The organism is Pseudomonas sp. P5_152 (genome assembly GCF_033989915.1).
GTDB lineage: Bacteria > Pseudomonadota > Gammaproteobacteria > Pseudomonadales > Pseudomonadaceae > Aquipseudomonas.
The window spans coordinates 4,434,383-4,460,584 of sequence record NZ_JASFAH010000002.1 but is presented as its reverse complement, the minus strand read 5'-3'; the positions used below and the strand labels follow the sequence as shown (position 1 = coordinate 4,460,584).

The 26,202-nt window shown below is 61.9% G+C and carries 25 protein-coding genes; 10 read left to right on the top strand and 15 right to left on the bottom strand.

Annotation, left to right across the window (positions count from 1 at the left end):
- From QMK50_RS20105 to QMK50_RS20095, 3 genes are read right to left on the bottom strand one after another with little or no spacing between them, the layout of a single operon-like run.
- The gene (locus QMK50_RS20105) at positions 1–345 is read right to left on the bottom strand and encodes a YegP family protein (RefSeq protein ID WP_320333792.1); all 345 of its coding nucleotides are present in this window, start codon (positions 343–345) and stop codon (positions 1–3) included.
- 57 nt (positions 346–402) lie between these two features.
- Positions 403–708 carry a ribbon-helix-helix domain-containing protein gene (locus tag QMK50_RS20100; RefSeq protein WP_095167073.1) on the bottom strand — a complete coding sequence of 102 codons (306 nt, stop codon included), beginning with the start codon at positions 706–708 and terminating at the stop codon, positions 403–405.
- A gap of 14 nt (positions 709–722) precedes the next feature.
- The gene (locus QMK50_RS20095; RefSeq protein ID WP_095167071.1) at positions 723–1,304 is read right to left on the bottom strand and encodes a DJ-1/PfpI family protein; all 582 of its coding nucleotides are present in this window, start codon (positions 1,302–1,304) and stop codon (positions 723–725) included.
- A 197-nt stretch (positions 1,305–1,501) separates the two neighbouring features.
- Between QMK50_RS20095 and QMK50_RS20090 the strand changes: the two genes are divergently transcribed.
- A complete protein-coding gene (locus tag QMK50_RS20090; RefSeq protein ID WP_159994159.1) occupies positions 1,502–2,413 on the top strand; it encodes a DMT family transporter in 912 nt (303 codons plus the stop codon).
- Here QMK50_RS20090 and QMK50_RS20085 read toward each other — a convergent pair.
- The 4 genes from QMK50_RS20085 to QMK50_RS20070 all read right to left on the bottom strand — a co-directional run bounded on the left by QMK50_RS20085 (position 2,364) and on the right by QMK50_RS20070 (position 5,705).
- The gene (locus QMK50_RS20085; protein WP_320333791.1) at positions 2,364–3,578 is read right to left on the bottom strand and encodes an SAM-dependent methyltransferase; all 1,215 of its coding nucleotides are present in this window, start codon (positions 3,576–3,578) and stop codon (positions 2,364–2,366) included. The genes QMK50_RS20090 and QMK50_RS20085 overlap by 50 nt on opposite strands.
- 125 nt (positions 3,579–3,703) lie before the next feature.
- Positions 3,704–4,321: a TPM domain-containing protein gene (locus tag QMK50_RS20080; protein ID WP_320333790.1), complete on the bottom strand. Its 618-nt coding sequence runs from the start codon at positions 4,319–4,321 to the stop codon at positions 3,704–3,706.
- A 28-nt stretch (positions 4,322–4,349) separates the two neighbouring features.
- On the bottom strand, positions 4,350–5,075 hold the full coding sequence (locus tag QMK50_RS20075; protein ID WP_320333789.1) for a TPM domain-containing protein: 726 nt from the start codon (positions 5,073–5,075) through the stop codon (positions 4,350–4,352).
- A 21-nt stretch (positions 5,076–5,096) separates the two neighbouring features.
- Complete coding sequence (locus QMK50_RS20070; RefSeq protein WP_095167062.1) at positions 5,097–5,705, bottom strand: LemA family protein; 609 nt, start codon at positions 5,703–5,705, stop codon at positions 5,097–5,099.
- A 230-nt stretch (positions 5,706–5,935) separates the two neighbouring features.
- On the opposite strand from QMK50_RS20070, the gene bglX reads away from it, so the two are divergent.
- Positions 5,936–8,227, top strand: a complete 2,292-nt coding sequence (gene bglX / locus QMK50_RS20065; protein WP_095167060.1) for a beta-glucosidase BglX — start codon at positions 5,936–5,938, stop codon at positions 8,225–8,227.
- A 944-nt stretch (positions 8,228–9,171) separates the two neighbouring features.
- Here the strand turns inward: bglX and QMK50_RS20060 are convergent.
- The 5 genes from QMK50_RS20060 to QMK50_RS20040 all read right to left on the bottom strand — a co-directional run bounded on the left by QMK50_RS20060 (position 9,172) and on the right by QMK50_RS20040 (position 13,357).
- Positions 9,172–10,329, bottom strand: a complete 1,158-nt coding sequence (locus tag QMK50_RS20060) for a phosphatidylserine/phosphatidylglycerophosphate/cardiolipin synthase family protein (protein WP_320333788.1) — start codon at positions 10,327–10,329, stop codon at positions 9,172–9,174.
- Between the two features lies 1 nt (position 10,330).
- Positions 10,331–10,921, bottom strand: a complete 591-nt coding sequence (locus tag QMK50_RS20055) for a YceI family protein (RefSeq protein WP_320333787.1) — start codon at positions 10,919–10,921, stop codon at positions 10,331–10,333.
- 69 nt (positions 10,922–10,990) lie between these two features.
- Complete coding sequence (locus QMK50_RS20050; protein WP_095167055.1) at positions 10,991–11,329, bottom strand: amidase; 339 nt, start codon at positions 11,327–11,329, stop codon at positions 10,991–10,993.
- Entirely contained in the window at positions 11,326–12,420 is a 1,095-nt protein-coding gene (locus tag QMK50_RS20045; protein ID WP_320333786.1) for a serine hydrolase, read from the bottom strand. Before QMK50_RS20045 ends, QMK50_RS20050 begins: the two co-directional genes overlap by 4 nt.
- Positions 12,421–12,475: 55 nt before the next feature.
- Positions 12,476–13,357 (bottom strand): acyl-CoA dehydrogenase, encoded by an 882-nt coding sequence (locus tag QMK50_RS20040; protein WP_320333785.1) that lies wholly within the window; start codon positions 13,355–13,357, stop codon positions 12,476–12,478.
- 140 nt (positions 13,358–13,497) lie between these two features.
- On the opposite strand from QMK50_RS20040, the gene olsB reads away from it, so the two are divergent.
- Together olsB and QMK50_RS20030 are read left to right on the top strand one after the other, a co-directional pair.
- Positions 13,498–14,253: an L-ornithine N(alpha)-acyltransferase gene (gene olsB, locus QMK50_RS20035; RefSeq protein WP_095167049.1), complete on the top strand. Its 756-nt coding sequence runs from the start codon at positions 13,498–13,500 to the stop codon at positions 14,251–14,253.
- Entirely contained in the window at positions 14,253–15,047 is a 795-nt protein-coding gene (locus QMK50_RS20030; protein WP_095167047.1) for a lysophospholipid acyltransferase family protein, read from the top strand. Before olsB ends, QMK50_RS20030 begins: the two co-directional genes overlap by 1 nt.
- A gap of 30 nt (positions 15,048–15,077) precedes the next feature.
- Here QMK50_RS20030 and QMK50_RS20025 read toward each other — a convergent pair whose 3' ends face one another.
- A complete protein-coding gene (locus QMK50_RS20025) occupies positions 15,078–15,659 on the bottom strand; it encodes an ACP phosphodiesterase (RefSeq protein WP_320333784.1) in 582 nt (193 codons plus the stop codon).
- 154 nt (positions 15,660–15,813) lie between these two features.
- Here QMK50_RS20025 and QMK50_RS20020 point away from each other — a divergent pair, with 154 nt between their 5' ends.
- The 3 genes from QMK50_RS20020 to QMK50_RS20010 are packed head-to-tail and all read left to right on the top strand — an operon-like array spanning position 15,814 to position 18,380.
- Positions 15,814–16,119, top strand: coding sequence for an ArsR/SmtB family transcription factor (locus QMK50_RS20020; RefSeq protein ID WP_095167043.1), 306 nt, complete (start codon positions 15,814–15,816; stop codon positions 16,117–16,119).
- Positions 16,120–16,142: 23 nt separating this feature from the next.
- Positions 16,143–17,309 (top strand): MFS transporter, encoded by a 1,167-nt coding sequence (locus tag QMK50_RS20015; protein ID WP_320333783.1) that lies wholly within the window; start codon positions 16,143–16,145, stop codon positions 17,307–17,309.
- Positions 17,310–17,330: 21 nt separating this feature from the next.
- Positions 17,331–18,380 carry an alkene reductase gene (locus QMK50_RS20010; RefSeq protein WP_095167039.1) on the top strand — a complete coding sequence of 350 codons (1,050 nt, stop codon included), beginning with the start codon at positions 17,331–17,333 and terminating at the stop codon, positions 18,378–18,380.
- Between the two features lie 61 nt (positions 18,381–18,441).
- On the opposite strand, the gene QMK50_RS20005 is transcribed toward QMK50_RS20010, so the two are convergent.
- On the bottom strand, positions 18,442–19,326 hold the full coding sequence (locus QMK50_RS20005) for a DMT family transporter (protein ID WP_159994141.1): 885 nt from the start codon (positions 19,324–19,326) through the stop codon (positions 18,442–18,444).
- 143 nt (positions 19,327–19,469) lie between these two features.
- Positions 19,470–20,120 (bottom strand): efflux system transcriptional repressor EmhR, encoded by a 651-nt coding sequence (gene emhR / locus QMK50_RS20000; RefSeq protein ID WP_095167034.1) that lies wholly within the window; start codon positions 20,118–20,120, stop codon positions 19,470–19,472.
- Positions 20,121–20,388: 268 nt separating this feature from the next.
- Here emhR and emhA point away from each other — a divergent pair, with 268 nt between their 5' ends.
- From emhA to adeC, 3 genes are read left to right on the top strand one after another with little or no spacing between them, the layout of a single operon-like run.
- The gene (emhA, locus tag QMK50_RS19995; RefSeq protein ID WP_320333782.1) at positions 20,389–21,546 is read left to right on the top strand and encodes an efflux RND transporter periplasmic adaptor subunit EmhA; all 1,158 of its coding nucleotides are present in this window, start codon (positions 20,389–20,391) and stop codon (positions 21,544–21,546) included.
- 3 nt (positions 21,547–21,549) lie between these two features.
- Complete coding sequence (gene emhB, locus QMK50_RS19990) at positions 21,550–24,714, top strand: efflux RND transporter permease subunit EmhB (protein WP_320333781.1); 3,165 nt, start codon at positions 21,550–21,552, stop codon at positions 24,712–24,714.
- On the top strand, positions 24,711–26,171 hold the full coding sequence (gene adeC, locus QMK50_RS19985) for an AdeC/AdeK/OprM family multidrug efflux complex outer membrane factor (protein WP_095167028.1): 1,461 nt from the start codon (positions 24,711–24,713) through the stop codon (positions 26,169–26,171). Before emhB ends, adeC begins: the two co-directional genes overlap by 4 nt.
- The last annotated feature ends 31 nt before the right edge of the window (positions 26,172–26,202 follow it).

Below are 26,202 nucleotides of genomic sequence, written 5' to 3'. Positions count from 1 at the left end.
TCACAGTACCGGCAGGGTCTTGTCCTTGATCACCGTGGTCGGGCCATTGGTCTTGACGCTGGCGATGCCCTTGTCCCGCGCCGCCTCCGAGGAATAGGCCTCGCTGCTGCCGATGACCTGATGGTTGGCAGCCTTGAGGTTGAAGTAAGGATGGCCGTCCTTGGTGGACTTTTTCTCGTAGCGTTCATCCAGCGGGCTATTGCTCTGGACCGAGGAAATACCACCCTCGGCGGCCGCCCGGGTGGTGTACAGCTCGCTGGTGAGAATGGTTTCGGCGTTGGCCGCTTTCAGCACAAAGCGGAACTGGCCACTGCTGCTTTTACTCAACTCGTACCATCCAGACATGCTCGTGCTCCTTGGCGATTAAAAGATTACGCGCTTCAGAGTAAAGACCACACCGCCCTACTTCACCACCGCGCGTACCACCGATAACTCCGGCGAGCCGCTGCGCCGCTGACTCAAATAACGGGTGCAACTGACCCGCAGGAACGAGGCGAAGTTCACCACTTCGCCGCGGTAATCCATCACTTCTTCATAGAGCTTGGCGATCAACTGGTTGGTGGTCATGCCGTCGACCTCGGCGATTTCGCTGAGGATGTCCCAGAACTGGTTCTCCAGGCGCAGAGTCGTGACCACCCCACAGATGCGCAGCGAGCGCGAGCGTGACTCGTACAAAATCGGGTCGGCTTTGACGTACAGCTCGCACATGGACAGGCCTCCGCTTACAAGGTGATAGTCGTGCCCAGCAGGCCAAGGAAACCGGCCAGCCAGCTTGGGTGTGCCGGCCAGGCGGGCGCCGTGGCCAGATTGCCTTGAACGTGGCCCTGCGTCACGGGGATATCGATGAACGTGCCACCGGCCAGCCGCACTTCCGGGGCGCAAGCCGGGTAGGCGCTGCATTCACGCCCTTCGAGGATGCCCGCCGCCGCCAACAACTGCGCGCCATGGCAGACTGCGGCAATCGGCTTGCCGGCCTGGTCGAAGTCGCGTACCAACTGCAGGACTTTTTCATTCAGGCGCAGGTACTCCGGCGCACGTCCGCCTGGAACCAGCAGAGCGTCGTAGTCGGCGGCATCGACCTGGGCGAAGTCGAAGTTCAGGGCGAACAGGTGACCGGGTTTTTCGCTGTAGGTCTGGTCGCCTTCGAAGTCATGAATCGCCGTGCGCACGGTCTGCCCGGCGGTCTTGTCGGGGCACACCGCATGCACCGTGTGGCCGACCATCAGCAAGGCCTGGAACGGCACCATCACTTCGTAGTCTTCGACGTAATCGCCAACCAGCAGCAGGATCTTTTTCGCAGCCATGGGGAGGACTCCTCTGGGTACAACGTGGGCAGAAAGGAGTATTCAAGGTAGTCCTAATCCTTGGGGCCGGGTAACAACCCGCTACTACGCTGTATGCAACTGTACGGATAAGTCCGTGCGTAGCTGTAACAGCGCAATCGGCCGGCGTTGTGGCTAGATGAAGTCACTTCCCGCCACCTTCGACCCTGGTTGCCGTTATGTCCTCGCGCGAAAACACTGGCATGGCCCTGGGCCTGCTGGGCGTCATCATCTTCAGCCTGACCCTGCCTTTCACCCGGATCGTGGTGCAAGAGCTGCACCCCTTGCTCAACGGCCTGGGCCGTGCCCTCTTCGCGGCCATTCCAGCCGCGGCGCTGCTGCTCTGGCGTCGAGAGCGCTGGCCAACCTGGCAGCAGGTCAAGGGCCTGAGCCTGGTGATCGCCGGGGTTATCCTCGGTTTTCCGGTGCTCTCGGCCTGGGCCATGCAAACCTTGCCGGCGTCCCACGGAGCGCTGGTCAATGGCCTGCAACCGCTGTGCGTGGCGCTGTACGCGGCGTGGTTGTCCCACGAGCGACCTTCCAAAGCCTTCTGGGCCTGCGCCGCCCTGGGCAGTGCGCTGGTGCTGGGCTACGCGCTGATCAGCGGCGCGGGCAGTATTCAGGCGGGCGACTTGCTAATGCTCGGGGCCATTGCGGTGGGCGGTCTGGGGTACGCCGAGGGCGGCCGACTGGCCAAGGAGATGGGCGGCTGGCAGGTGATCTGCTGGGCCCTGGTGCTGTCGACGCCGCTGTTGATCGGTCCGGTGCTGTACCTGGCCTTGCAGCATCAAGGCGCGATCAGCGCCAAGACCTGGTGGGCCTTTGGCTACGTCTCGCTGTTCTCGCAGTTCCTGGGCTTTTTTGCCTGGTACGCCGGGTTGGCCATGGGCGGGATTGCCCGGGTCAGTCAGATCCAGTTGCTGCAGATCTTCTTTACCATCGCCTTTTCAGCGCTGTTTTTTGGTGAGCACATCGAGCCCATTACCTGGCTGTTTGCCGCCGGGGTGATCGTCACGGTGATGCTGGGCCGCAAGACCGCGATCACAGGTAACCATCAGCCCGCAGCAAGGTTTCCAGGCAATGTTCGCTGATGTGGTAGAACGCCTTGAGTTCCTCGATCTTTTGCAGCAGCTGGGCCGGGTCCACCGGTTCGGCGCGCTTGACCGCGAGGATCATCTTGTTCTTGTTGGTGTGATCCAGTGAGATGAATTCGAACACCTTGGTCTCATAGCCGCAGGCTTCGAGGAACAACGCGCGCAAGCTGTCGGTGACCATTTCCGCCTGCTGGCCCAGGTGCAGGCCATATTGCAGCATCGGCTTGAGCAGTGCCGGGCTCTGGATCTGCAGACGAATCTGTTTGTGGCAGCACGGCGAGCACATGATGATCGACGCCCCGGAACGGATGCCGGTGTGAATCGCGTAGTCGGTGGCGATGTCGCAGGCATGCAGGGCAATCATCACGTCCAGCTCACTCGGCGCCACACTGCGCACGTCGCCGCACTTGAACACCAACCCCGGGTGCTGCAGCTTGGCCGCCGCGGCGTTGCACAGGTTGACCATTTCCTCGCGCAGCTCGACACCGGTGACTTCGCCCTCGGCCTTGAGGGTGTTGCGCAGGTAATCGTGAATGGCAAACGTCAGGTAGCCCTTGCCCGAACCGAAATCCGCCACGCGTACCGGCTTGTCCAGCGCCAGTGGCGAGGAGGTCAGGGCATGGCTGAAGACCTCGATGAACTTGTTGATCTGCTTCCACTTGCGCGACATCGCCGGAATCAGCTCGTGCCTGGCATTGGTCACGCCCAGGTCGGCGAGAAACGGTCGGCTCAGGTCGAGGAAGCGCTGTTTCTCACGGTTGTGCTCGGCGGACGGGGCCTCGCGCAATTGCTGCGGTTTGCTCTTGAACAGCGAACTTTTGTTCTTCTTGCTGTATTCCAGCTGGGCTTCGTCGGTCACCGAGAGCAAGTGCGCATTTTTGAACGACACCGGCAACAGCTCGGCAATCGCCGCCACGCCATCGGCCAGGGAGAAGTTCTTGGTGATGTCGCGAGTCTTGTAGCGGTAGACGAAGGACAAGCAGGGCTGATCCTTGACTGTCGTCGGCTTGATGATCAGCCGTTGCAGGTCCGCTTCACCGCCGACGTACTTGGCCAGCACCAGCTTGATAAAGGCGTTTTGCTCAAGGCTGGCAGTCAGCAGCTCAAGAAACTGTGCATGGTGATCCGGCGCGGGACTGACAGGTTTAGCGGTGACAGACATGAACAAAAACGCCTCGGGCAGGGAATGCCGGGCATTTTAGGGGGGATGGGGCTTGAGGGCACGGAGTTATTTGATCAACGGTCGTTATAGCCGCTGTCGAACGCCAGCGGCTATGGATGTTTCATCTAATCGAGTACCACCAACCGATTCGGTAACTCATTGCGGGTTTGCGTCAGCGGCACATGCACCTTGAGCAACTCCCCGCAGGCTTCAATGCAGGCAATAAACCCGGCCAATGTCTGCCCCTGTTTCACCTGCTGGGTGAAGGCCTTGACGATGGCATCCCAACAGCTGTCATCCAGGCGCTTGGAGATGCCGTCGTCCACCAGGATTTCTACGTAACGCTCCGCTTCACTGACAAAAATCAGCACTCCGGTACTGCCCACCGTGTGGTGCAGGTTCTGCTCCAGGAACTGCCGACGTGCCAGATTCGACGCTCGCCAGTGCCGCACGGAACGCGGAATCAGCCGGGTGGTGATTTTCGGCAGGCGAAACAGCAGGCACAACACAATGAAGGTCGCCCACTGCGCCAGCAGCAAGGTGTACATGCTCATCCAGCCGAACAGGTAATGAATGATCCCCGGCACCACCAACGCCAACAGGCTGGCCCACAGCAAAGGGATGTAGGCGTAGTCGTCGGCCCGGGCCGCCAGCACGGTCACCAGCTCCGCGTCGGTCTGTTGCTCGACCTTGGCGATCGCTTCGGCGACCTGGCGTTGTTCGTGTGCGTTCAGTAATGCCATGGTTGCAGATGCTCTTTAGTTATTGTCATTACCAGCCGCCCGAGGCCCCGCCGCCGCCGAAACCACCACCGCCACCTCTGAAGCCACCGCCACCTCCGCCTCCGCCGCCACGTCCACTGCTGCTGAGAATGGCCAGAAGAATCGCGCCCACCGGTAACCCCATGCGATTGCACAACCACAACACGATCAGCAGCAGCACGAACATGCCGATGGAGAACGCCGGATTATCCTTGGCGAAATTGGCGTCCGCCACATGGGCCGGTACAGCCAGCGGGTCACCGCCCACCACCTGCAACATCGCCGCGACACCGTCGCTGATGCCTTTGCTGTAGTTGCCGGTCTTGAATGCCGGCGCGATCACCTGGTTGATGATCACCCAGGACTGCGCATCGGTCAGCACGCCTTCCAGGCCATAGCCGACTTCGATGCGCAATTTGCGCTCATCCCGGGCGACGATCAGCAGCGCGCCATTGTCCTTGCCCTTCTGGCCGATACCCCAGTGGCGGCCCAATTGATAACCGTAGTCCTCGATGGGCAGGCCTTGCAGGTCAGGTACGGTGACCACCACGATCTGGTCGCCGCTGGTCTGCTCCAGCGCCTGCAACTGTTGAGTCAGTTGCTCGCGCACAACCGGGTCGATCATCTGGGCGGTGTCTACCACCCGCCCGGTCAGCGCGGGAAACGCCAGCGCTGCCTGGACGGTGGTCACACATGCCAGGAGCCACAGCGCCAGGCCTATCCGTAATAAACGCATCGACACCTCATTGAAGCCTGATCAGAACTTCACTTGCGGTGCTTTATCGGCGTCGGGGCTGGTGGCCTCGAAGGTCTGGCGGATCGGCAGGTCGCTGTACATCACGCTATGCCACAGGCGACCCGGGAAGGTGCGGATCTCGGTGTTGTAGGCCTGCACGGCGGCGATAAAGTCACGACGCGCCACGGCGATGCGGTTCTCGGTGCCTTCAAGTTGCGACTGCAGGGCCAGGAAGTTCTGGTTGGCCTTGAGGTCCGGGTAGCGCTCGGACACCACCATCAAACGGCTGAGCGCACTGCTCAAGCCATCCTGGGCTTGCTGGAACTGTTTGAGTTTTTCCGGATTGTCCAGGGTGCTGGCGTCGACCTGGATCGAGGTGGCCTTGGCCCGCGCCTCGATCACTGCGGTCAGGGTGTCCTGTTCATGCTTGGCATAACCCTTGACCGTTTCCACCAGGTTGGGGATCAGGTCGGCGCGCCGCTGGTACTGGTTCTGCACTTGCGACCAGGCCGCCTTGGCCTGCTCGTCGAGGGTAGGAATGGTGTTGATGCCGCAGCCGGCCAGAACCGTGGTCAGCAGCATTAGAACCGTGACTTGCCAGGCCGAGCGAGAGTGCTGTTGTACATTCATGTCTGTGATGCTCCTGATGAAAATAGACCGGCAGCCTTCAATTGATCCCCTGGGGACTTAATCTGCCCCCGCCACTGGATTGCATCTCGCCAATCGGCTAAAAGATGCCCAGCGCGAATAAAGAGTTCGAAGTTTGCTGCATTTACCCACTCAACAATAGTCGCTCCCTAAATTTTGGCTGACCCGATGCGTTTCGCTGAGCGTCGTTTTAGCGTTTGAGAAAACTATTCATGAAGAAGCTGTGTTTGCTGAGCCTGGCCATCGGCCTGGCCAGTCACTCGGTAATGGCCGATACCAAGCCTGCCCCCATAGAGAACAAGGACGCGTTCGTCAGCAACCTGATGAAGCAGATGACCCTGGACGAAAAGATCGGCCAGTTGCGCCTGATCAGCATCGGCCCGGAAATGCCGCGCGAGATGATCCGCAAGGAAATCGCCGCCGGTAACATCGGTGGCACGTTCAACTCGATCACTCGCCCGGAAAACCGGCCGATGCAGGACGCGGCCATGCGCAGCCGGCTGAAGATCCCGATGTTCTTCGCCTATGACGTGATCCACGGCCACCGCACGATTTTCCCGATCCCGCTGGCCCTGGCCTCGAGCTGGGACATGGACGCCATTGGCCTGAGCGGGCGCATTGCCGCCAAGGAAGCCGCCGCCGACAGCCTCGACATCACCTTTGCGCCGATGGTCGATATCTCCCGCGATCCTCGCTGGGGCCGCACCTCCGAAGGGTTCGGCGAAGACACCTACCTGGTGTCGCGCATTGCCCAGGTGATGGTCAAGGCCTACCAGGGCACCGGCCTGATCGGCGCCGACAACATCATGGCCAGCGTCAAGCACTTCGCCCTGTACGGCGCGGTCGAGGGCGGGCGTGACTACAACACCGTCGACATGAGTCCGGTGAAGATGTACCAGGACTACCTGCCACCGTACCGCGCGGCCATCGATGCCGGCGCGGGCGGGGTGATGGTGGCGCTGAACTCGATCAACGGCATTCCGGCCACGGCCAACCTGTGGCTGATGCAGGACCTGCTGCGCAAGGAGTGGGGCTTCAAGGGCCTGGCGGTGAGTGACCACGGGGCGATTTTCGAGCTGATCAAGCACGGCGTGGCCCGTGATGGTCGCGAAGCGGCGAAGCTGGCAATCAAGGCCGGCATCGACATGAGCATGAACGACACCCTGTATGGCAAGGAACTGCCGGGCTTGCTGAAGGCCGGCGAGATCGAGCAGAGCGACATCGACAACGCCGTGCGTGAAGTGCTGGGCGCCAAGTACGACATGGGCCTGTTCCGCGACCCGTACCTGCGCATCGGCAAGGCCGAGGATGACCCGGTCGACACCTATGCCGAAAGCCGCCTGCACCGTGCCGAAGCCCGTGACGTGGCGCGCCGCAGCCTGGTGTTGCTGAAGAACCACAACGAAACCCTGCCGCTGAAGAAAACCGCGAAGATCGTCCTGGTCGGTCCGCTCGCCAAGGCGCCAATCGACATGATGGGCAGTTGGGCCGCCGCCGGGCGTCCGGCGCAATCGGTGACGCTGTTCGACGGCATGACCCGCGCCCTCGGCGACCAGGCCACCCTGCACTATGCCCGAGGCGCCAACATCACCTCGGACAAGAAAGTCGTCGATTACCTGAACTTCCTCAACTTCGATGCTCCGGAAGTGGTCGATGACCCACGTTCGGCGCAGGTACTGATCGACGAAGCGGTGAAAGCCGCGCAGCAGGCCGATGTGATCGTTGCCGCCGTGGGCGAATCCCGGGGCATGTCCCACGAGTCCTCGAGCCGCACCGACCTCAACCTGCCCGCCAACCAGCGCGAGCTGATCAAGGCGCTCAAGGCCACCGGCAAACCGTTGGTGCTGGTGCTGATGAACGGCCGGCCGTTGAGCATTCTCGAAGAGAACGAACAAGCCGACGCGATCCTCGAAACCTGGTTCAGTGGCACCGAAGGCGGCAACGCCATCGCCGATGTACTGTTCGGCGACTACAACCCGTCCGGCAAGCTGCCAATCAGCTTCCCGCGTTCGGTGGGGCAGATTCCGACCTACTACAACCACCTGACCATCGGTCGCCCGTTCACGCCGGGCAAACCTGGCAACTACACCTCCCAGTACTTCGATGACACCACCGGCCCGCTCTACCCGTTCGGTTATGGCCTGAGCTACACCCAGTTCAGCCTGTCGGAAATGGCGCTGTCGTCGACCACGCTGAACAAGACCGGCAAGATCGACGCCAGTGTGACGGTCAAGAACACCGGCAAACGTGATGGCGAAACCGTAGTGCAGCTGTACATCCAGGACGAGACCGGGTCGATGATCCGCCCGATCAAGGAACTCAAGGGCTTCCAGAAAGTGCTGCTCAAGGCCGGCGAACAGAAAGTCGTGCATTTCAGCATCGAAGAAGACGACCTGAAGTTCTACAACACCCAGCTCAAGTACGCAGCCGAACCTGGCAAGTTCAACGTGCAGATCGGCCTGGATTCCGAGGCGGTGACGCAGCAGAGCTTCGAGTTGCTCTGACCGCAGAGGCAACACCATTACCCTGTGGGAGCGATCTGCTCCCACAGGGGCTTGGATCGATGCTTGAATGTGCCGGCCCTATCGCGGCATAGGTATCTACACAACTGTGGTGCGACGTTGCATCTGTGGGCCGGCCAGGGTGTTGGATTAGACCGAGTACATATCCATTCTTGCGGTAACGGCCTCCTATGGTTCCGCCTGACGGCGGCTCACTTTTGGACAGCGCAAAAGTAAGCAAAACGCTCTTTCCCCACCACTCGGTGCCTCGCTTAGGCTCGGCATGCCCGTACTCCGACATTGATTTGGGGGGCCGCCGCAATGGGCCCTCCCTGGCCCAGTGCGGCTAAACCGGCGTCCTGCCGGTTTACCCCCAAATCAATATCGAAGTACGGCCAGCGTGGTTAACGGGGCGCCCAGGATCAAAAACAAGGCGAGGCGGCCTTAAAGCCGACCTGATCGCTAGGGCATGCGCGGTGTGGCTTCCACTTCCCAAGACGCTGACGAAGTCAGCAATCTTTTGATCTGGCTCTGGCTCTGGCTCTGGCTTTTGATCCTGGGCGCCCCGTTAACCACGCTGGCCGAACGCAGGCTTGAAGCCGTGGGTAACCCGGCAGGACGCCGGGTTAGCCGCCCCGCGCCATGGATGGCGCGTGGCGGCGGCCCACGGATTCAAGCCGGAGTGAGGGAACACCGAGCCTAAGCGAGGCACCGAGTGGTGGGGTAAGAGCCTTTTGCTTACTTTTGGGCTTTCAAAAGTGAGCCGCCGTCAGGCGGAACCATAGGAGGCCGTTACCGCAAGAATGGATATGTACTCGGCCAAATCCAACACCCCGGTCGGCCCAGAGGCCGCCACAAAGTTGTGTAGATACCTATGCCTATCGCGGGCAGCCCGCTCCCACAGTGCATATACCCACAGAGATTTTGCCTGTTTGCGAGGCTGGGCTTCAGCCCCGCCGATCCAGCAGGTTCACCACCACCCGATCCACCCATCCCCACACCCGCTGCTTGATCCGGCGCCACAACGGCCGGCGTTGCCATTCCTCCAGACTGACCTGTTGGCTCAGGCCGAAGTCCCGCTCGAAACTCGCCACCACCGCCTGGGTCAGGCCGGTATCGAGGGCCTCGAGGTTGGCTTCCAGATTGAACCGCAGGTTCCAGTGATCGAAGTTGCACGAGCCAATGCTCACCCAGTCATCCACCAGGACCATTTTCAGGTGCAGGAAACACGGCTGGTACTCGAATATTTTTACCCCGGCCTTGAGCAATCGCGGGTAGTAACGATGCCCGGCATACCGCACTGAGGGGTGGTCAGTGCGCGGCCCGGTCAGCAGCAGGCGCACATCGATGCCACGGGCGGCGGCCTTGCGCAGGGAGCGGCGGATCTTCCAGGTCGGCAAGAAATACGGAGTCGCCAGCCAGATGCGCCGCTGGCCGCTGTTGAGGGCGCGGAACAGTGATTGCAGGATATCCCGGTGCTGGCCGGCGTCGGCATAGGCCACCCGGCCCATCCCTTCACCCATCGACGGCACCCGGGGCAGGCGCGGCAGACCGAAGTCCGAGGCCGGCTTCCAGGCGCGGCGGTGACGGTTGGCACGCCATTGGCGATCGAACAGCGACTGCCAGTCGTGCACCAGCGGGCCGCTGATTTCCACCATCACCTCATGCCATTCGCTGCTGTCGTGACCCGGCGTCCAGAATTCATCCGTGACCCCGGTGCCGCCGACCACCGCCAGCACCTGGTCGACCAGCAGCAACTTGCGGTGGTCGCGGTACAGGTTGCGCACCCAGCGCCGCCAGCTCAGGCGATTGTAAAGGCGCAGCTCGACACCGGCCTCGTTCAACCGGCGCCGTAGGCCGAGAGTGAAAGCCAGGCTGCCATAGTCGTCGAACAGGCAACGCACCCGCACGCCGCGCTCGGCGGCCTGCACCAGCGCTTGCACCATTGCCTCGGCGCAGGCACCCGCCTCCACCAGGTAGAGTTCCAGTTCGACCTGCTCCCGGGCATTGGCAATCGCCTGCAGCATGCGCGGGAAGAATTGCGGGCCATCGACCAGCAACTCAAAGCGGTTGCCGTCACGCCACGGAAACACCGCGCCGGCCATGTCAGCGCGCCGTGAAAATCAGTACCGCGCCCACCGGTACCGACAGACTGATGGCCGACAGGTCGGCCAGCTTGCGCAGCCGTTCCAGCCCCGGCACCAGGTCAAAATCCGCGGCACTGATCACCACCGGTTCCAGGGTCACCACCTGGAACCGCCGATCATCCAGGCGGGTTGCCAGCAGCTCGGCGTCGTAGCTGTGCTGCTTGCCGTGCAGGCTGACGGTCAATGGCAGACGCAACTCCAGCTGCGCGCCGGGGGCCAGGTCGTTGATCGGCAGTAGATCGATCTGGGTGGTAATCAACGCTTCGGGAAACGCCTCGATCTCGAACAGCTCCTTGCGCATGCGCTCATCGCGCAGCGGCACACCGCTGTTGACCGAGTCCAACTCGACTTCGACTTGCGCCAGGCCCTTGGGATCGACCTTGCCGTGCAGTACCAGAAAGCGCTGGACCTCGGCGATATGGGTGTTCTTGGTGGAGATAAACGACAGGCGTGAGGACTCGCCGTCCAGGTACCAATTGGCCTGGGCCGACGCGGCGCAGCCGGCCAGCAGCGAGAACGCGACTGCTTTATAGAGGGAGCGGTTGAACATAGACACTCGTGGGGCCGATAAACCTGAACGAACCTTAACTGGCCCGGTGCCGATTGCAAACCTGGAAGATCACGGAATCAGCCGACAGCCCTCGCGCACGCCCAGCCAACTGGCCGTATGGGTGCGTCCCAGGCCGCTGGCCTTGACCCGTTTGTGCTCGGGGTCATCGACAAAATCGCTGATGGGCAGGTACTGCTTGACGTACCCCTGGCAATACGGCGCCGACTGACCGGCCACGTAGCGACAGGAACAATACTCCTTGGCAGTGTAGGCGCTGAGGATGTCGGGGAACGCCGACAAGGCAACCCGCTGCTGCCAGCCCCAACCCAGCAACAGGACCAACATCAGGACCAGCAACCCCAGCAGCAGGCTGAGTAGCGGACGACGCCGCACAAAATCACCGGTCATGGCAGCACCTGCGGTGGGAACGCGGCCTGGACGCGCTTGAGCAGTTCGTTGTGACGGTAACTGCCATCACGATCATCGGCATACCGCACGATCACCAGCTTCTCACCAGGCAGCACGTACAGCGCCTGCCCCCAGTGGCCCAAGGCGGCGAAGCTGTCTGGCGGTGCATCGGGCCAGGGCCGCGGCGCGCCATCCAGCGGGCGATTGAGCCACCAATGACCGCCCGGCACAGCGGCATCCTGATTAGCCTGGTAGTGGGCGAAGGGCTGGAGATTGAACGCGACCCAATCGGCAGGCAGCAACTGGCGCTCGCCCCAACGACCCTGGCGCTGCATCAGCAGACCGATGCGCGCCAGGTCGCGGGCAGTCATGTAGGCGTAGGAGGACGCGACAAAGGTGCCCGTGGCGTCGCGCTCCCACACGGCGCTGCGAATGCCCAGGGGTTCGAACAGCGCGGTCCAGGGATAGTCGGCGTAACGCTGCGCACCGAGGATGTTTTTCAGCGCCGCAGACAACAGGTTGCTGTCGCCGCTGGAATAACGAAAGTATTGCCCGGGTGCGCCGAATGCCGGGTGTGCGGCGGTGAAGCCCGCCATATCGGTATGCCCACGGGTATACAGCATGGCCACCACCGATGAGTTCAAGGGGGCGTACTCATAGTCTTCCTGCCAGTCCAACCCTGAGGCCCAGTGCAGCAGATCGGCGAAACTGATCCCGGGATGAGGCATCAAGGCAGGCAAGAACTTCGCCACCGGGTCCTGCAAGGAGAACCGGCCTTCGCCATAGGCCACGCCCAGCACGGCGGCCATCAGGCTTTTGCTGACCGACCAGGTCAGGTGCGGGGTGTCGGCCGTGGTGCCGCCGGCGTAGCGCTCATAGACCAGTTGACCGTCACGGATCACCAGCAAGGCATCGGTGCGGATGCCCTTGCGGGTGGCCTCGTCACGGTTGGCAAAGGCATAGTCCTCCAGCGCCGCCAGCGCCGGGCCACTGCCGGGTGGACCGGGCGCCCATTGCTCGGCGGGCCAGTCCTGTGCAGTTACCGCGCAACTGCACAACAACATCAACAGCAGGAAAACGCCTTTGAACATGGGCTGTGGCTCGGCAGGAGAAACCTGCTGAGCCTAGTCCAGATAGGTGACAATTCTACAAGGCCCCAGCCAACGCCTTGGCCAACCGCTTGACCCGTGCGCCAGCCGCCAGGTCGAGTACCGCGCGATCGCGCGTCCACAAACCCGCCCACTGTGGCGGGCCATCGGCAAAAGCTTCATCCAGCGCACCCTGCAAACCCTCGAACTGGGCGAACAGGCCACCGAGCAGGACATGCCCGGCGCTGCTGTTGGGCGGCTGCCGGCTGACCTCGGCGCACCCGGCCAGCAGCGCCAGCAACTTCAATTGCAGCGCTTGCGGCCAGTCGCTGTCCTCGCCGACGCCATACAGCCAAGCGCATAGGGCGCTGAGCACATACAGGTCTTCCAGGGTGCGGAAGGGTTTGACGTAGGCATCCCAACCATCGCCGGCCAGCAGTTCACATAAGGCACCGTCGAGAAACAGCCGGCCGTGGCTGATGTCCGGCATCAAGGGGATGGCGGGCAGTTTCTCCAGGCGCACCCCCGGTTCACCGGGATACACCACCGCCAGGCTCAAGCGTGGGGACTGGCCCGGATCTTCGCTGCGTGCGGCGATCAGCAACCAGTCCGCCGCATCGCCAGCAGTGACGAAGTCCTTGCGCCCGCTCAGGCGCAGGTCGCTCAAGCGAGTTTGCATGTCCGCCGGGCGCAGGCTGCGCTGTTCGGTCGCACACAAAGCCCCCAGGCTCAGGGGTGCGCTGGGCCACAACATGCGCAAGGCAGCCTGGTAACCCACCAGAAATGCCCAGCCGGGGGTGGCCATCAAACGTGCACCGCGCACGGCCAGTTCGAACGGCGTTACCGCCCCCAAGGTTTCCAGCAATCGGGCGTAACCCTCGGCCAGGTCGGGGTTTGCGGGCAATCGTGTGCGGCAGTTCAGCAGGGCTTGCCAAGGCATATACGGCTCCTCAAGGGCTGTCATACAAGCATCACCAAAGCTTCATGGCGATGACACCGGGGCTACATAGCCTGACTTTGCACAACAAAGTCGATCGACTGCAACCCATGACGGGTGAGCAGCCAGTACGGAGATTCACCATGACCCAGATCGCCTGCATCCGCGACACCGGCACTGAACGCCGCCTGCAAGCCGAACGCCTGATCGGTGCCCAGGCCCTGCAACAAGCCCAGGCCCTGCGCTTCAATGTCTTTAGCGGAGAATTCAACGCCAAACTCAAAGGCGCGGAACTGGGTCTGGACATGGACGACTACGATGTTCACTGCAGCCACATTGGTGTGCGGGACCTGAACACCGGACGCTTGGTCGCGACCACCCGCCTGCTCGACCACACGGCAGCCAGCAGCCTGGGACGTTTCTACAGTGAGGAGGAGTTCAGCCTGCACGGCCTGGTGCACCTGCAAGGACCGATCCTGGAAATCGGCCGCACCTGCGTCGACCCGGCATACCGCAACGGCGGCACCATCGCCGTGCTGTGGGGGGAACTGGCCGAGGTCCTGAACCAGGGTGGCTACAGTTACCTGATGGGTTGCGCGAGCATTCCGATGCAGGACGGCGGGATCCAGGCCCACGCGATCATGCAGCGCCTGCGCGAACGTTACCTGTGCACCGAGCACCTGCGCGCCGAACCGAAAAAGCCGCTGCCCAGCCTCGACATCCCGTCCAACGTGATTGCCGAAATGCCGCCGCTGCTCAAGGCCTACATGCGCCTGGGCGCGAAGATCTGCGGCGAGCCGTGCTGGGACGAAGACTTCCAGGTCGCCGATGTGTTCATCCTGCTCAAGCGCGATGAGCTCTGCCCGCGTTACGCCAAGCACTTCAAGGCGGCCGTGTAATGAGCCGCTTGCGGGTGTACGCACGGGTGACCAGGGTGTTGCTGGTGGTGGCGCTCGGCTTGAGCATGGCCTTGGTGTTTGGCCTGTTCGAGCGTCTGGGAGTGGCCAATTCGATGCTGCGGCGCCAACGCTGGTCGCGGTTTTTCATGAAGCGCTTGAGCCGCGCCCTGCCCTTTCGGGTGACGGTGCATGGGCAGTTGCCGCAACAGCCGATGCTTTGGGTCAGCAACCACGTGTCCTGGACCGACATTCCGTTGCTGGGCATGCTCACCCCGTTGTCGTTCCTGTCCAAGGCCGAAGTGCGCACCTGGCCGGTCGCCGGCTGGCTGGCGGCCAAGGCCGGCAGCCTGTTCATCCGCCGCGGCGCGGGCGACAGCCAACTGATCCGCAAGCAAATGAGCCGTCACCTGCAACAGCAACACCCGCTGCTGATGTTCCCCGAAGGCACCACCACCGATGGTCGCTCACTACGCACCTTCCATGGCCGCCTGCTCTCGGCCGCGATCGACGCCGATGTCGCCCTGCAACCCGTGGCGATCCGTTACCTGCGCGACGGGCAGATCGACCCTCTGGCGCCCTTCATCGGCGATGACGACTTGCTATCGCACCTGATGCGCCTGTTCGCCAACGACCAGGGCGACGTCCACATCCACCTGCTCAAGCCCATAACCTGTCACGGCCAGGAGCGCGCCGCCCTGGCGTTTGCCGCCCAGCAAGCGGTGCACAACGCGTTGTTTGGTGACGTGGCACAACCGGCCCAACCAAGACCTGCAGGTGAGCTGATCGCGGCCTGACCCCAACAACGGGGGAACCGGCTAGCGATATCAAGGCGTACGCAGGTGCTGTGCCGAGAACCGCTGCAGTTCTGGATAGAACAAACGAAAGTCCTCGCTCAGCGGTTCATACAAGCGCTCCAGCTCCTGCATCGCGGCGGCCAGTTCTTCGGGACGTGACAGGCGCCGCGAGATCCCCCGCAGCACCTGGTCGAGCACCGCAAAGTCGCGATACGAACCCAGCCAGTCATCCGCCGCCATGTAGGGTGCGATCTGCGCCAGCCGCCCCGGCAACTGCGGTTCGGCGGCGAGTACCCGGTACACGTCCGCAGTGAAGGCCGGCAACGACGAATCGGCATACAACGCCCAATCCCGGGCCAGGCAATGGTCGAAAAACACGTCGAGCACGATTCCGGCATAGCGCCGCCGGGTCAGGCTGAAACGCGACAACGCGACGTCCACCAAGCCATGACGGTCGGTGAACACATCGATTTGTCGATGCAGGGTGATGGCGTCCTCGATCTCCGCAGGAAACTGCCCTTGCAGCCGGCCTTTGACAAAATCGCCGTACAAACTGCCGAGCAATTGACCGGGACGCTGGCCACCGAGGTGAAGATGTGCGAGATAGTTCATAGCGCGTAGCTTAGCACCGCACCACACATATCGTTATAACCCGATATACCGATTTAAGCTGACCTCAGATCAAAATCATATTGGTATATCGCGAAGTACCGATTTAAAGTTCGCCTTATCGCGATATAACGTTTTACCCAATTCGAGCACTGCCATGTCCACCATCGACCTCGACGAAATAATAAAAGCCCTGGCACACCCAGTACGGCGAGACATCCTCAACTGGCTGAAAGACCCCGCGACCCAGTTCCCCGATCAGGAGCACAGCACCGACTTCGGCGTCTGTTGCGGGCAAATCGATCAACGCTGCGGCCTGTCGCAATCGACCGTCTCTGCGCACCTGGCGACCCTGCACCGGGCCGGCCTGATCCGCAGCCAGAAAGTCGGCCAATGGCATTTCTATAAACGTAACGAGGAAACCATCCAGGCGTTCCTCGACACCTTAGGCAAAGAGCTCTGAGGAGCTCGACAAGGACTCCACCCATGCCCCTCTCGCTCCTCATCCTGGCCTTGAGCGCCTTCGCCATCGGCACCACCGAGTTCGTCATCATGGGCCTGCTGCCCGATGTGGCGGCCGACCTCGGTGTGTCGATTCCCGGCGCCGGCTGGCTGGTGACCGGTTACGCCCTCGGCGTGGCGATCGGTGCGCCGTTCATGGCTCTGGCCACCGCCAAACTGCCACGCAAGGCGGCGCTGGTAGCGTTGATGGGGATTTTCATCGTCGGCAACCTGCTGTGCGCCCTGGCCACCGACTACAACGTGCTGATGTTTGCCCGGGTGGTCACCGCCCTCTGCCACGGTGCGTTTTTCGGCATCGGCTCGGTGGTCGCGGCAGGCCTGGTGCCGGCCAACAAGCGTGCTTCGGCCGTGGCCTTGATGTTCACCGGCCTGACCCTGGCCAACGTGCTTGGCGTACCGCTAGGCACTGCGCTCGGCCAGCAAGCCGGCTGGCGCTCGACCTTCTGGGCGGTGACGGTGATCGGCGTGGTCGCCCTGATCGGCCTGATCCGCTTCCTGCCGACCAAGCGCGATGAAGAAAAACTCGACATGCGCGCCGAACTGCGGGCTCTCAAGGGCGCTGGCATCTGGCTGTCCCTGAGCATGACCGCGCTGTTCGCCGCGTCGGTATTCACTCTGTTCACCTATGTCGCACCGCTGCTGGGCGAAGTCACCGGCGTCTCGCCTCGCGGTGTGACCTGGACCCTGATGCTGATCGGCCTGGGCCTGACGGTCGGCAACATTATCGGCGGCAAGCTGGCAGACAAGGGCATGGCCGCCACGTTGATCGGCGTGTTCATCTCGATGGCCGTGATCTCCACGGTGCTGACCTGGACCAGCGTTGCACTGATCCCCACCGAAATTACCTTGTTCCTCTGGGCGACCGCGTGTTTTGCCGCCGTGCCGGCCCTGCAAGTCAACGTGGTGACCTACGGCAAGGCCGCACCGAACCTGGTGTCGACCCTCAACATCGGTGCCTTCAACATCGGCAACGCCCTCGGCGCCTGGGTCGGCGGCAGCGTGATTGCCCACGGTTTTGGCCTGACCAGCGTGCCACTCGCGGCGGCAGCACTGGCGGTACTCGCCCTGCTGGTGACCCTGATTACCTTCCGCCAGGGCGGCGACGCCGAACTGGCTCCTGCGACCAACTGATCTACCTGCGAGCGCTTTTACATGACGACTATTTTCGATCCAATCAAACTGGGCGACCTCGAGTTGGCCAACCGCATCATCATGGCCCCCTTGACCCGCTGCCGCGCGGACGAAGGTCGAGTGCCCAACGCCCTGATGGCTGAGTACTACGTACAGCGTGCCTCCGCCGGGCTGATCCTCAGCGAAGCCACTTCGGTCACGCCCTTGGGCGTGGGCTACCCGGACACCCCGGGCATCTGGTCCAACGACCAGGTGCGGGGCTGGAGCAACGTGACCAAGGCCATCCACGGCGCCGGCGGCAAGATTTTCCTGCAACTGTGGCACGTGGGCCGGATTTCCCACCCCTCCTACCTCAACGGTGAGGCACCGGTCGCACCAAGCGCCCTGCAGCCCAAAGGCCATGTCAGCCTGGTTCGCCCCCTCGCCGACTTCCCGACCCCGCGCGCCCTGGAAATCGCCGAGATCGCCGACGTCGTCGACGCTTACCGGGTGGGCGCCGAAAACGCCAAGGCCGCAGGCTTTGATGGGGTCGAGATCCACGGAGCCAACGGCTACCTGCTCGACCAATTCCTGCAAAGCAGCACCAACCAGCGCACCGACCATTACGGTGGCTCGCTGGAAAACCGCGCGCGCCTGCTGCTGGAAGTGACCGACGCCGCGATTGAAGTCTGGGGCCCCGGCCGCGTAGGTGTGCACCTGTCTCCCCGTGCCGACCTGCATGACATGGGCGACGACAACCTGGCCGAAACCTTCACCTACGTGGCACGTGAACTGGGCAAGCGCGGTATCGCGTTCATCTGCTCGCGGGAAAAAGAAGCCGGCGACAGCCTCGGGCCACAGCTCAAGGCCGCCTTCGGTGGCCCGTACATCGTCAACGAGCGTTTCACCAAGGACAGCGCCAACGCCTGGCTGGCCAGCGGCAAGGCCGATGCAGTAGCGTTCGGCGTGCCGTTCATTGCCAACCCAGACCTGCCTGCTCGCCTGAAAGCCGATGCACCGCTCAATGAAGCACGTCCAGAGCTGTTCTACGCCAAGGGTCCGGTCGGCTACATCGACTACCCAACGCTGTAAGCCGTCAGCCAGAATAAATAAGCCCCGGTTCGAACCGGGGTTTTTTCATTCCGGGGTTTCTTCAACGTTTGCGCTGGCCAAAGGCGACCGCCAGGCCGCTCAGGCAAATGACCGCGATCCCGACGATGGCGTAGCTGTCCGGGGTATGGTCGAAGATCAGGTAGCCGTACATCCCGGCGAACAGAATCTGCCCATAGCTGAACGGCGCCAGCATTGCCGGCGCCGCATGCCGGAAGGCCTGGGTCAGCAGCATGTGGCCCAGCATGCCGCAGGTGCCCAGGCCAATCATGAACACAGCATGCGGCCAGCTCGGCGTGCTCCAGAAAAACGGCAGCAACGCGCTCATGATCAGGCTGTTGATGATGCCGGTGAGAAAGTTGCTGGTGGTCGGGCTGTCGATGCCGGTGAGCTTGCGGGTCAGTAACTGGTAAAAGCCGAAACACAGCGCCGAGCACAGCGGCAGGACGATAGTCGGAGTAAACAGTGCCCCGCCCGGGCGGATCACGATCAGCACCCCGGCAAAACCGCCGAGCACCGCCAGCCACTGGCGGCGGGTCACGTGCTCGCCCAACAACGGTACCGACAGCGCGGTCACCAGCAACGGTGCGAGGAAGTTCACGGCAGTGGCTTCGGCCAACGGGATGTAGCGCAACCCGGTGGTGAAAAACAGACTGGTGCCGATCAGACACATCGCCCGCAAAAACTGCAGCCCGGGACGCTTGGTGCGCACCACCGCGGAAAAACCGCTGCGCGGGACAAACACCATCAGCATCAACAAGGTGTGCACCACGTAGCGCGCCCACACCACCATGACTATTGGATAAAAACCGGAGAGGTACTTGGACAGGGTGTCATGGCTGGCGAACAACAGCACAGCCAGGCAAATCAGGAGAATGCCCTTGACGGGTTGTTCGGCGGTCTTGAACAACGGGTGGCTCGCACTCATTCACACACTCGACACAATTTCCCTACAAAATACGTAGCCCGCTATGTATCAAGCAGGCGAATGTCCGTATATAAAAGCACCCCATCGCCAAAAGGCGAATGCAGTCGGGACAGTGTTCACCTTAAGTGTTGACACAGGCAGACTCAATTACGCATGTTGTCCGGCAGTCGCAGGCTGGGACTCAGGCGGAGCATTTCCAGCCCGGTGTCGACCCAGCGTTCAGCTTCCAGGTGCAGCTCAAAGCTTTCGGGGGCCAGCAGCCATTGATAAAGCATGCCATCGATGTAGGCATGAATGCTAACCGCCGCACGCTCGGTATCGAGGTTTTCCGGCAACTGTCCACGATTCACTGCATTACGCAATGCCAGCGCGATACGCATGTTGCAATCCAGACTGACCGTGCGACGTTGTTGGCGCAGATCACACATTTCATCTGTGAACTCACACTTGTGAAACAGAATCTCATTGATGCGGCGGGTCTTCGGATCCAAGGCAACTTGATGAAACAAATGAATCAGCAGCTTGCGCATGCAGCCCAGCGGATCTTCTTCGTCTGCACTTTCGCTCGCCCGCGCCATCTCATCCAACGGCTCGCGCAGACTGTCGAGCATGGCCTGGACCAGGTCGGCCTTGTTGCTGAAATGCCAATAGATAGCACCCCGAGTCACCCCGGCCAGGGTGGCGATGTCCGCCAGCGTAGTGCGCGCCACGCCCCGCTCGTAAAAGGCTTGCTCAGCGGCTTCGAGTATCTGGTTGCGGGTTTCTTGCGCTTCCTCTTTAGTGCGACGAACCATGGCAGTAAAACCTCAATCAGGAATGCTTCAGCGATGCCTGAACATCTTCTGAACAAATGTGGGGATCACCTCTTACGGGCTTGGTCCCCGGCCTACAATTCACACCTTGAAACAGCTCTGGTAACCGGGTGTGTACGCGGTCAAAGGTGTTTACAAACAACCATGAACGTAAGTATATTCCTTAGCAAGCTACTTATCCACTCACCGCGACTTTTTCATCTTTCCACTTTTCTAGTGCGCATTGTGCGCGCCTGACCCGAGGATCTTCATGCAATTCAAGCCAGCTGTTACCGCTCTGGTCACTGCCGTCGCCCTGGCATCGCTGCTCAGCGGATGTAAAAAGGAAGAGGCGGCCCCTGCTGCACACGCCCCTCAGGTCGGCGTCGTTACCCTGCAAACCCAAGCCTTTACCCTAACCTCCGAACTGCCGGGCCGCACCACGGCCTACCGCATCGCGGAAGTTCGCCCACAGGTCAACGGCATCATCCTCAAGCGCCTGTTCAAAGAAGGTGCCGAGGTCAAGGAAGGCCAGCAGCTCTACCAGATCGATCCGTCGGTCTACCAGGCCACCTTGAAAAGCGCCGAAGCCAATCTGCAATCGACCAAATCGATTTCCGATCGCTACAAACAACTGGTCACCGAACAAGCCGTAAGCCGCCAGGAATACGACACTGCCCTGGCCAACCGCCTGCAATCGGAAGCCTCGCTGCAGACCGCCCAGATCAATGTGCGCTACACCAAGGTACTGGCGCCGCTGACCGGTCGTATCGGGCGCTCCAACGTCACCGAAGGTGCCCTGGTAAACAATGGCCAGACCGACGCCATGGCCGTGATCCAGCAACTGGACCCGATCTACGTCGATGTGACGCAATCCTCGGTGGAACTGCTGGAATTGCGCCGTGAGCTGGAAAGCGGTCGCCTGCAGAAAGCCGGTGACAACGCCGCGATGGTCAAGCTGACCCTCGAGGACGGCAGTGAGTACAAGCGACAGGGCAAGCTGGAATTCTCCGAAGTCTCGGTCGATGAAGCCACCGGTTCCGTGACCTTGCGCGCAGTATTCCCCAACCCTGATCACACCCTGCTGCCAGGCATGTTCGTTCACGCCCAGCTGCAAGCCGGGGTCAACGCCGCCGCCATCCTGGCGCCGCAACAAGGCGTGACCCGTGACCTCAAAGGCTCGCCAACAGCGCTGGTCGTAGGCCCTGACAACAAGGTCGAACTGCGCCAGCTCAAGGCCAGCCGCACCGTGGGCAGCCAATGGCTGATCGAAGACGGCCTCAAGGCTGGCGATCGCCTGATCACCGAAGGCCTGCAGTACGTCAAGCCCGGCGTTGAAGTCCAAGTCAGCGAAGCGACCAACGTAGCCGCGAAAAACCCGGCCCCTGCACAGGCAACAGACAAAGCTGCAGGCGGCAAAGGGGAGTAAACCATGTCGAAATTTTTTATCGACCGTCCGATTTTCGCCTGGGTAATTGCCCTGGTGATCATGCTGGTCGGGGCTCTATCGATCCTCAAGCTGCCCATCAACCAATACCCGAGCATCGCCCCACCGGCGATCGCCATCTCTGTGACCTACCCAGGTGCTTCTGCACAGACCGTGCAGGACACCGTGGTCCAGGTGATCGAGCAACAGCTCAACGGTATCGACAACCTGCGTTATGTGTCCTCGGAAAGTAACTCCGACGGCACCATGACCATCACCGCGACCTTCGAGCAAGGCACCAACTCCGACACCGCCCAGGTCCAGGTGCAGAACAAGCTGAACCTGGCCACCCCGCTGCTGCCCCAAGAAGTGCAGCAACAGGGGATCCGCGTCACCAAGGCCGTGAAGAACTTCCTGCTGGTGATCGGTGTGGTGTCGCGTGACGGCAGCATGACCAAGGACGACCTGTCCAACTACATCGTGTCCAACATGCAGGACCCGATTTCCCGGACCGCCGGCGTCGGCGACTTCCAGGTGTTCGGTGCCCAGTACGCCATGCGCATCTGGCTGGACCCGGCCAAGTTGAACAACTTCAACCTGACTCCGGTGGACGTCAAGGCCGCCGTTGCGGCACAAAACGTCCAGGTCTCGTCCGGTCAGCTCGGCGGCTTGCCTGCCCTGCCCGGCACCCAGCTGAACGCCACGATCATCGGCAAGACCCGCCTGCAGACTGCCGAGCAGTTCAAGGAAATCCTGCTCAAGGTCAACAAGGACGGCTCCCAGGTTCGCCTCAAGGATGTCGCCGATGTCGCCCTGGGTGGTGAGAACTACAGTATCAACGCCCAGTTCAACGGCGCACCGGCCTCCGGCCTTGCGGTGAAACTGGCTACCGGCGCCAACGCGCTGGATACTGCCAAAGCCTTGCGCACCACCATCGAAAGCCTCAAGCCGTTCTTCCCTGAAGGCATGGAAGTAGTCTTCCCGTACGACACCACCCCGGTGGTGACCGAATCGATCAAGGGCGTAGTACACACCCTGATCGAAGCGATCGTGCTGGTGTTCCTGGTGATGTTCCTGTTCCTGCAAAACTTCCGCGCCACCGTCATCACCACCATGACCGTGCCGGTGGTATTGCTGGGTACATTCGGCATCCTCGCGGCGTTCGGGTTCAGCATCAACACCCTGACCATGTTCGGTATGGTCCTGGCCATCGGCTTGCTGGTGGACGATGCCATCGTCGTGGTGGAAAACGTCGAACGGGTGATGAGCGAAGAAGGCCTGTCGCCCAAGGAAGCCACCAAGAAGTCCATGGGCCAGATCCAGGGCGCACTGGTGGGTATTGCCCTGGTACTGTCGGCGGTACTGCTGCCGATGGCGTTCTTCAGCGGCTCTACCGGGGTGATCTACAAGCAGTTCTCGATCACCATCGTCTCGGCCATGGCCCTCTCGGTACTGGTCGCCCTGATCTTTACCCCGGCGCTCTGCGCCACCATGCTCAAGGCCATTCCCAAGGGCGAGCACGGCACGCCCAAGCGTGGTTTCTTTGGCTGGTTCAACCGCAATTTCGATCGCGGCGTACGCAGCTACGAGCGTGGCGTGGGCAACATCCTCACGCACAAGGCGCCGTACCTGCTGGCCTACCTGATCATCATCGTTGGCATGATCTGGCTGTTCACCCGCATCCCGACCGCATTCCTCCCGGAAGAAGACCAGGGCGTACTGTTCGCCCAGGTCCAGACCCCGGCGGGTTCCAGTGCCCAGCGCACCCAGGTGGTGGTCGATGAAATGCGTGAATACCTCCTGCGCTCCGGTAAGGATGGCGGTGAAGGTGATGCGGTTGCCTCGGTGTTCACGGTCAACGGCTTCAACTTTGCCGGCCGCGGCCAGAGCTCGGGTATGGCATTCATCATGCTCAAGCCGTGGGACGAGCGTAACGCCGACAACAGCGTGTTCAAAGTCGCAGAACGGGCCCAGCAGCACTTCTTCACGTTCCGTGATGCCATGGTGTTCGCCTTCGCCCCGCCAGCGGTACTGGAGTTGGGTAACGCCACTGGTTTCGACGTGTTCCTGCAGGACCGCGCCGGTATCGGCCACGAGAAGCTGATGGAGGCCCGCAACCAGTTCCTCGGCATGGCCGCACAGAGCAAGGTGCTGTCCCAGGTGCGTCCTAACGGCCTGAACGACGAACCGCAGTTCCAACTGGAACTCGATGACGAGAAAGCCAGCGCCTTGGGCGTAACGCTGACCGACATCAACAACACCCTGTCGATTGCCCTGGGCAGTAGCTACGTCAACGACTTCATCGACCGCGGTCGAGTGAAGAAAGTCTACATTCAGGGCGTGCCGGGCTCGCGGATGACCCCTGAAGACCTGAAGAAGTGGTACGTGCGCAACAGCCAGGGAACCATGGTGCCATTCTCGGCCTTCGCCAAGGGCACCTGGATCTACGGTTCGCCGAAGCTGGCGCGTTACAACGGCGTGGAAGCCATGGAAATCCTCGGTGCTCCGGCCCCGGGCTATTCCACCGGTGAAGCCATGGCTGAAGTCGAAGCCCTGGCCAAGAAGCTGCCGGCGGGGGTGGGTATCTCCTGGACTGGCCTGTCCTATGAGGAACGCCTGTCGGGTTCCCAGGCGCCTGCCCTGTACGCCCTGTCGTTGCTGATGGTGTTCCTGTGTCTTGCGGCGTTGTACGAAAGCTGGTCGATTCCGATCGCGGTGATGTTGGTGGTGCCGCTGGGGATCATCGGTGCCCTGCTCGCCACCAGCCTGCGCGGCCTGTCCAACGACGTGTACTTCCAGGTAGGCCTGTTGACGACCATCGGTCTGGCGGCGAAAAACGCCATTCTGATTGTCGAATTCGCCAAGGAGCTGCATGAACAGGGACGCACCCTGCGCGACGCCGCGATCGAGGCCTGCCGGATGCGTCTGCGACCGATCATCATGACCTCGCTCGCGTTCGTCCTGGGTGTGGTGCCACTGGCCATTTCCACCGGCGCCGGTTCGGGCAGCCAGCACGCCATCGGTACCGGGGTGATCGGCGGTATGATCACCGCTACCGTACTGGCCGTGTTCTGGGTACCCCTGTTCTTTGTCACTGTGTCGTCCATGGGGCAGCGCAAGAATGCCAAGCCGGATGACGCCACCGAAACTCCTAAAGAGGCTGGCCAATGAGCAAGTCGCTACTCTCCCTAGCCGTCGCCGCGTTCGTGCTCGGTGGCTGCTCGCTGATACCCGATTATCAGCAGCCCGAGGCCCCTGTGGCCGGGCAGTACCCGCAAGGGCCGGCTTACTCGCCGGCCCAGGCGCCGAACCAGGCCGCCGCCGAGCAAGGCTGGAAGCAGTTTTTCCATGACCCGGCCCTGCAGCAACTGATCCAGACCGCGCTGGAAAACAACCGTGACCTGCGCGTCGCGGCGCTGAACATCGACGCCTATGCGGCCCAGTACCGCATTTCCCGCGCCGACCTGTTCCCCGCCGTTTCGGCCAATGGCAGCGGCAGCCGCCAGCGCCTGCCGGCGGACGCCTCGCAGACCGGCGAATCCTCGATCAGCAGCTCCTACTCGGCGACCCTGGGGGTCAGCGCCTATGAGCTCGACCTGTTCGGGCGTATTCGCAGCCTCAACGAGCAAGCGCTGCAGAACTACTTCGCCACCGAAGAAGCGCGGCGCAGCACCCAGCTCAGCCTGGTGGCCAACGTGGCCAACGCCTACCTGACCTGGCAGGCCGACAAGGAACTGCTGAAGCTGACGCAGGACACCCTCGCCACCTTCGAAGAAAGCTACCGCCTCACCGCGCGCAGCAACGAAGTCGGCGTGGCCTCGGCGTTGGACCTGAGCCAGTCGCGTACCTCGGTGGAAAACGCCAAGGTGCAACTGGCCAAGTACACCCGCCTGGTCGCCCAGGACGAGAACAGCCTGACCCTGCTGCTGGGTACTGGCTTGCCTGCCAACCTGACCGCCGCCAAGCCATTGGCTGACGACCTGCTCAGCGAAGTGCCGGCCGGCCTGCCTTCGGACCTGCTGCAACGACGTCCGGATATCCTGGCCGCCGAGCACAACCTCAAGGCTGCCAACGCCAATATCGGCGCGGCGCGGGCTGCGTTCTTCCCGAGCATCAGCCTGACGGCCAATGCCGGCACGCTCAGCCCGGACCTGTCCGGCCTGTTCAAGGGCGGTTCGGGGACCTGGTTGTTCCAGCCCCAGATCAACCTGCCGATCTTCAACGCCGGCGCCCTGAGTGCCAGCCTGGATTACTCGAAAATCCAGAAAGACATCACCGTTGCGCAGTATGAGAAGTCGATCCAGACCGCCTTCCAGGAAGTCTCCGACGGCCTCGCCGCACGCCAGACCTTCAACCAGCAGTTGCAGGCCCAGAGTGACTTCGTCCAGGCCAACCAGGATTACTACCGCCTGGCCGAGCGTCGCTACCGCATTGGTGTCGACAGCAACCTGACCTTCCTCGACGCCCAGCGTCAGTTGTTCAGCGCGCAGCAATCGCTGATCACCGATCGCCTGTCGCAACTGGTCAGCGAAGTGAACCTGTACAAGGCCCTGGGTGGCGGCTGGAACGCCCAGACCGCGAAGAATGAGCCCGTGCCAGAAGTCGCACCGAAGCTGAAGATGTTCTGATCAGCCCGATGCGCACCAGGCTGATCCCTGG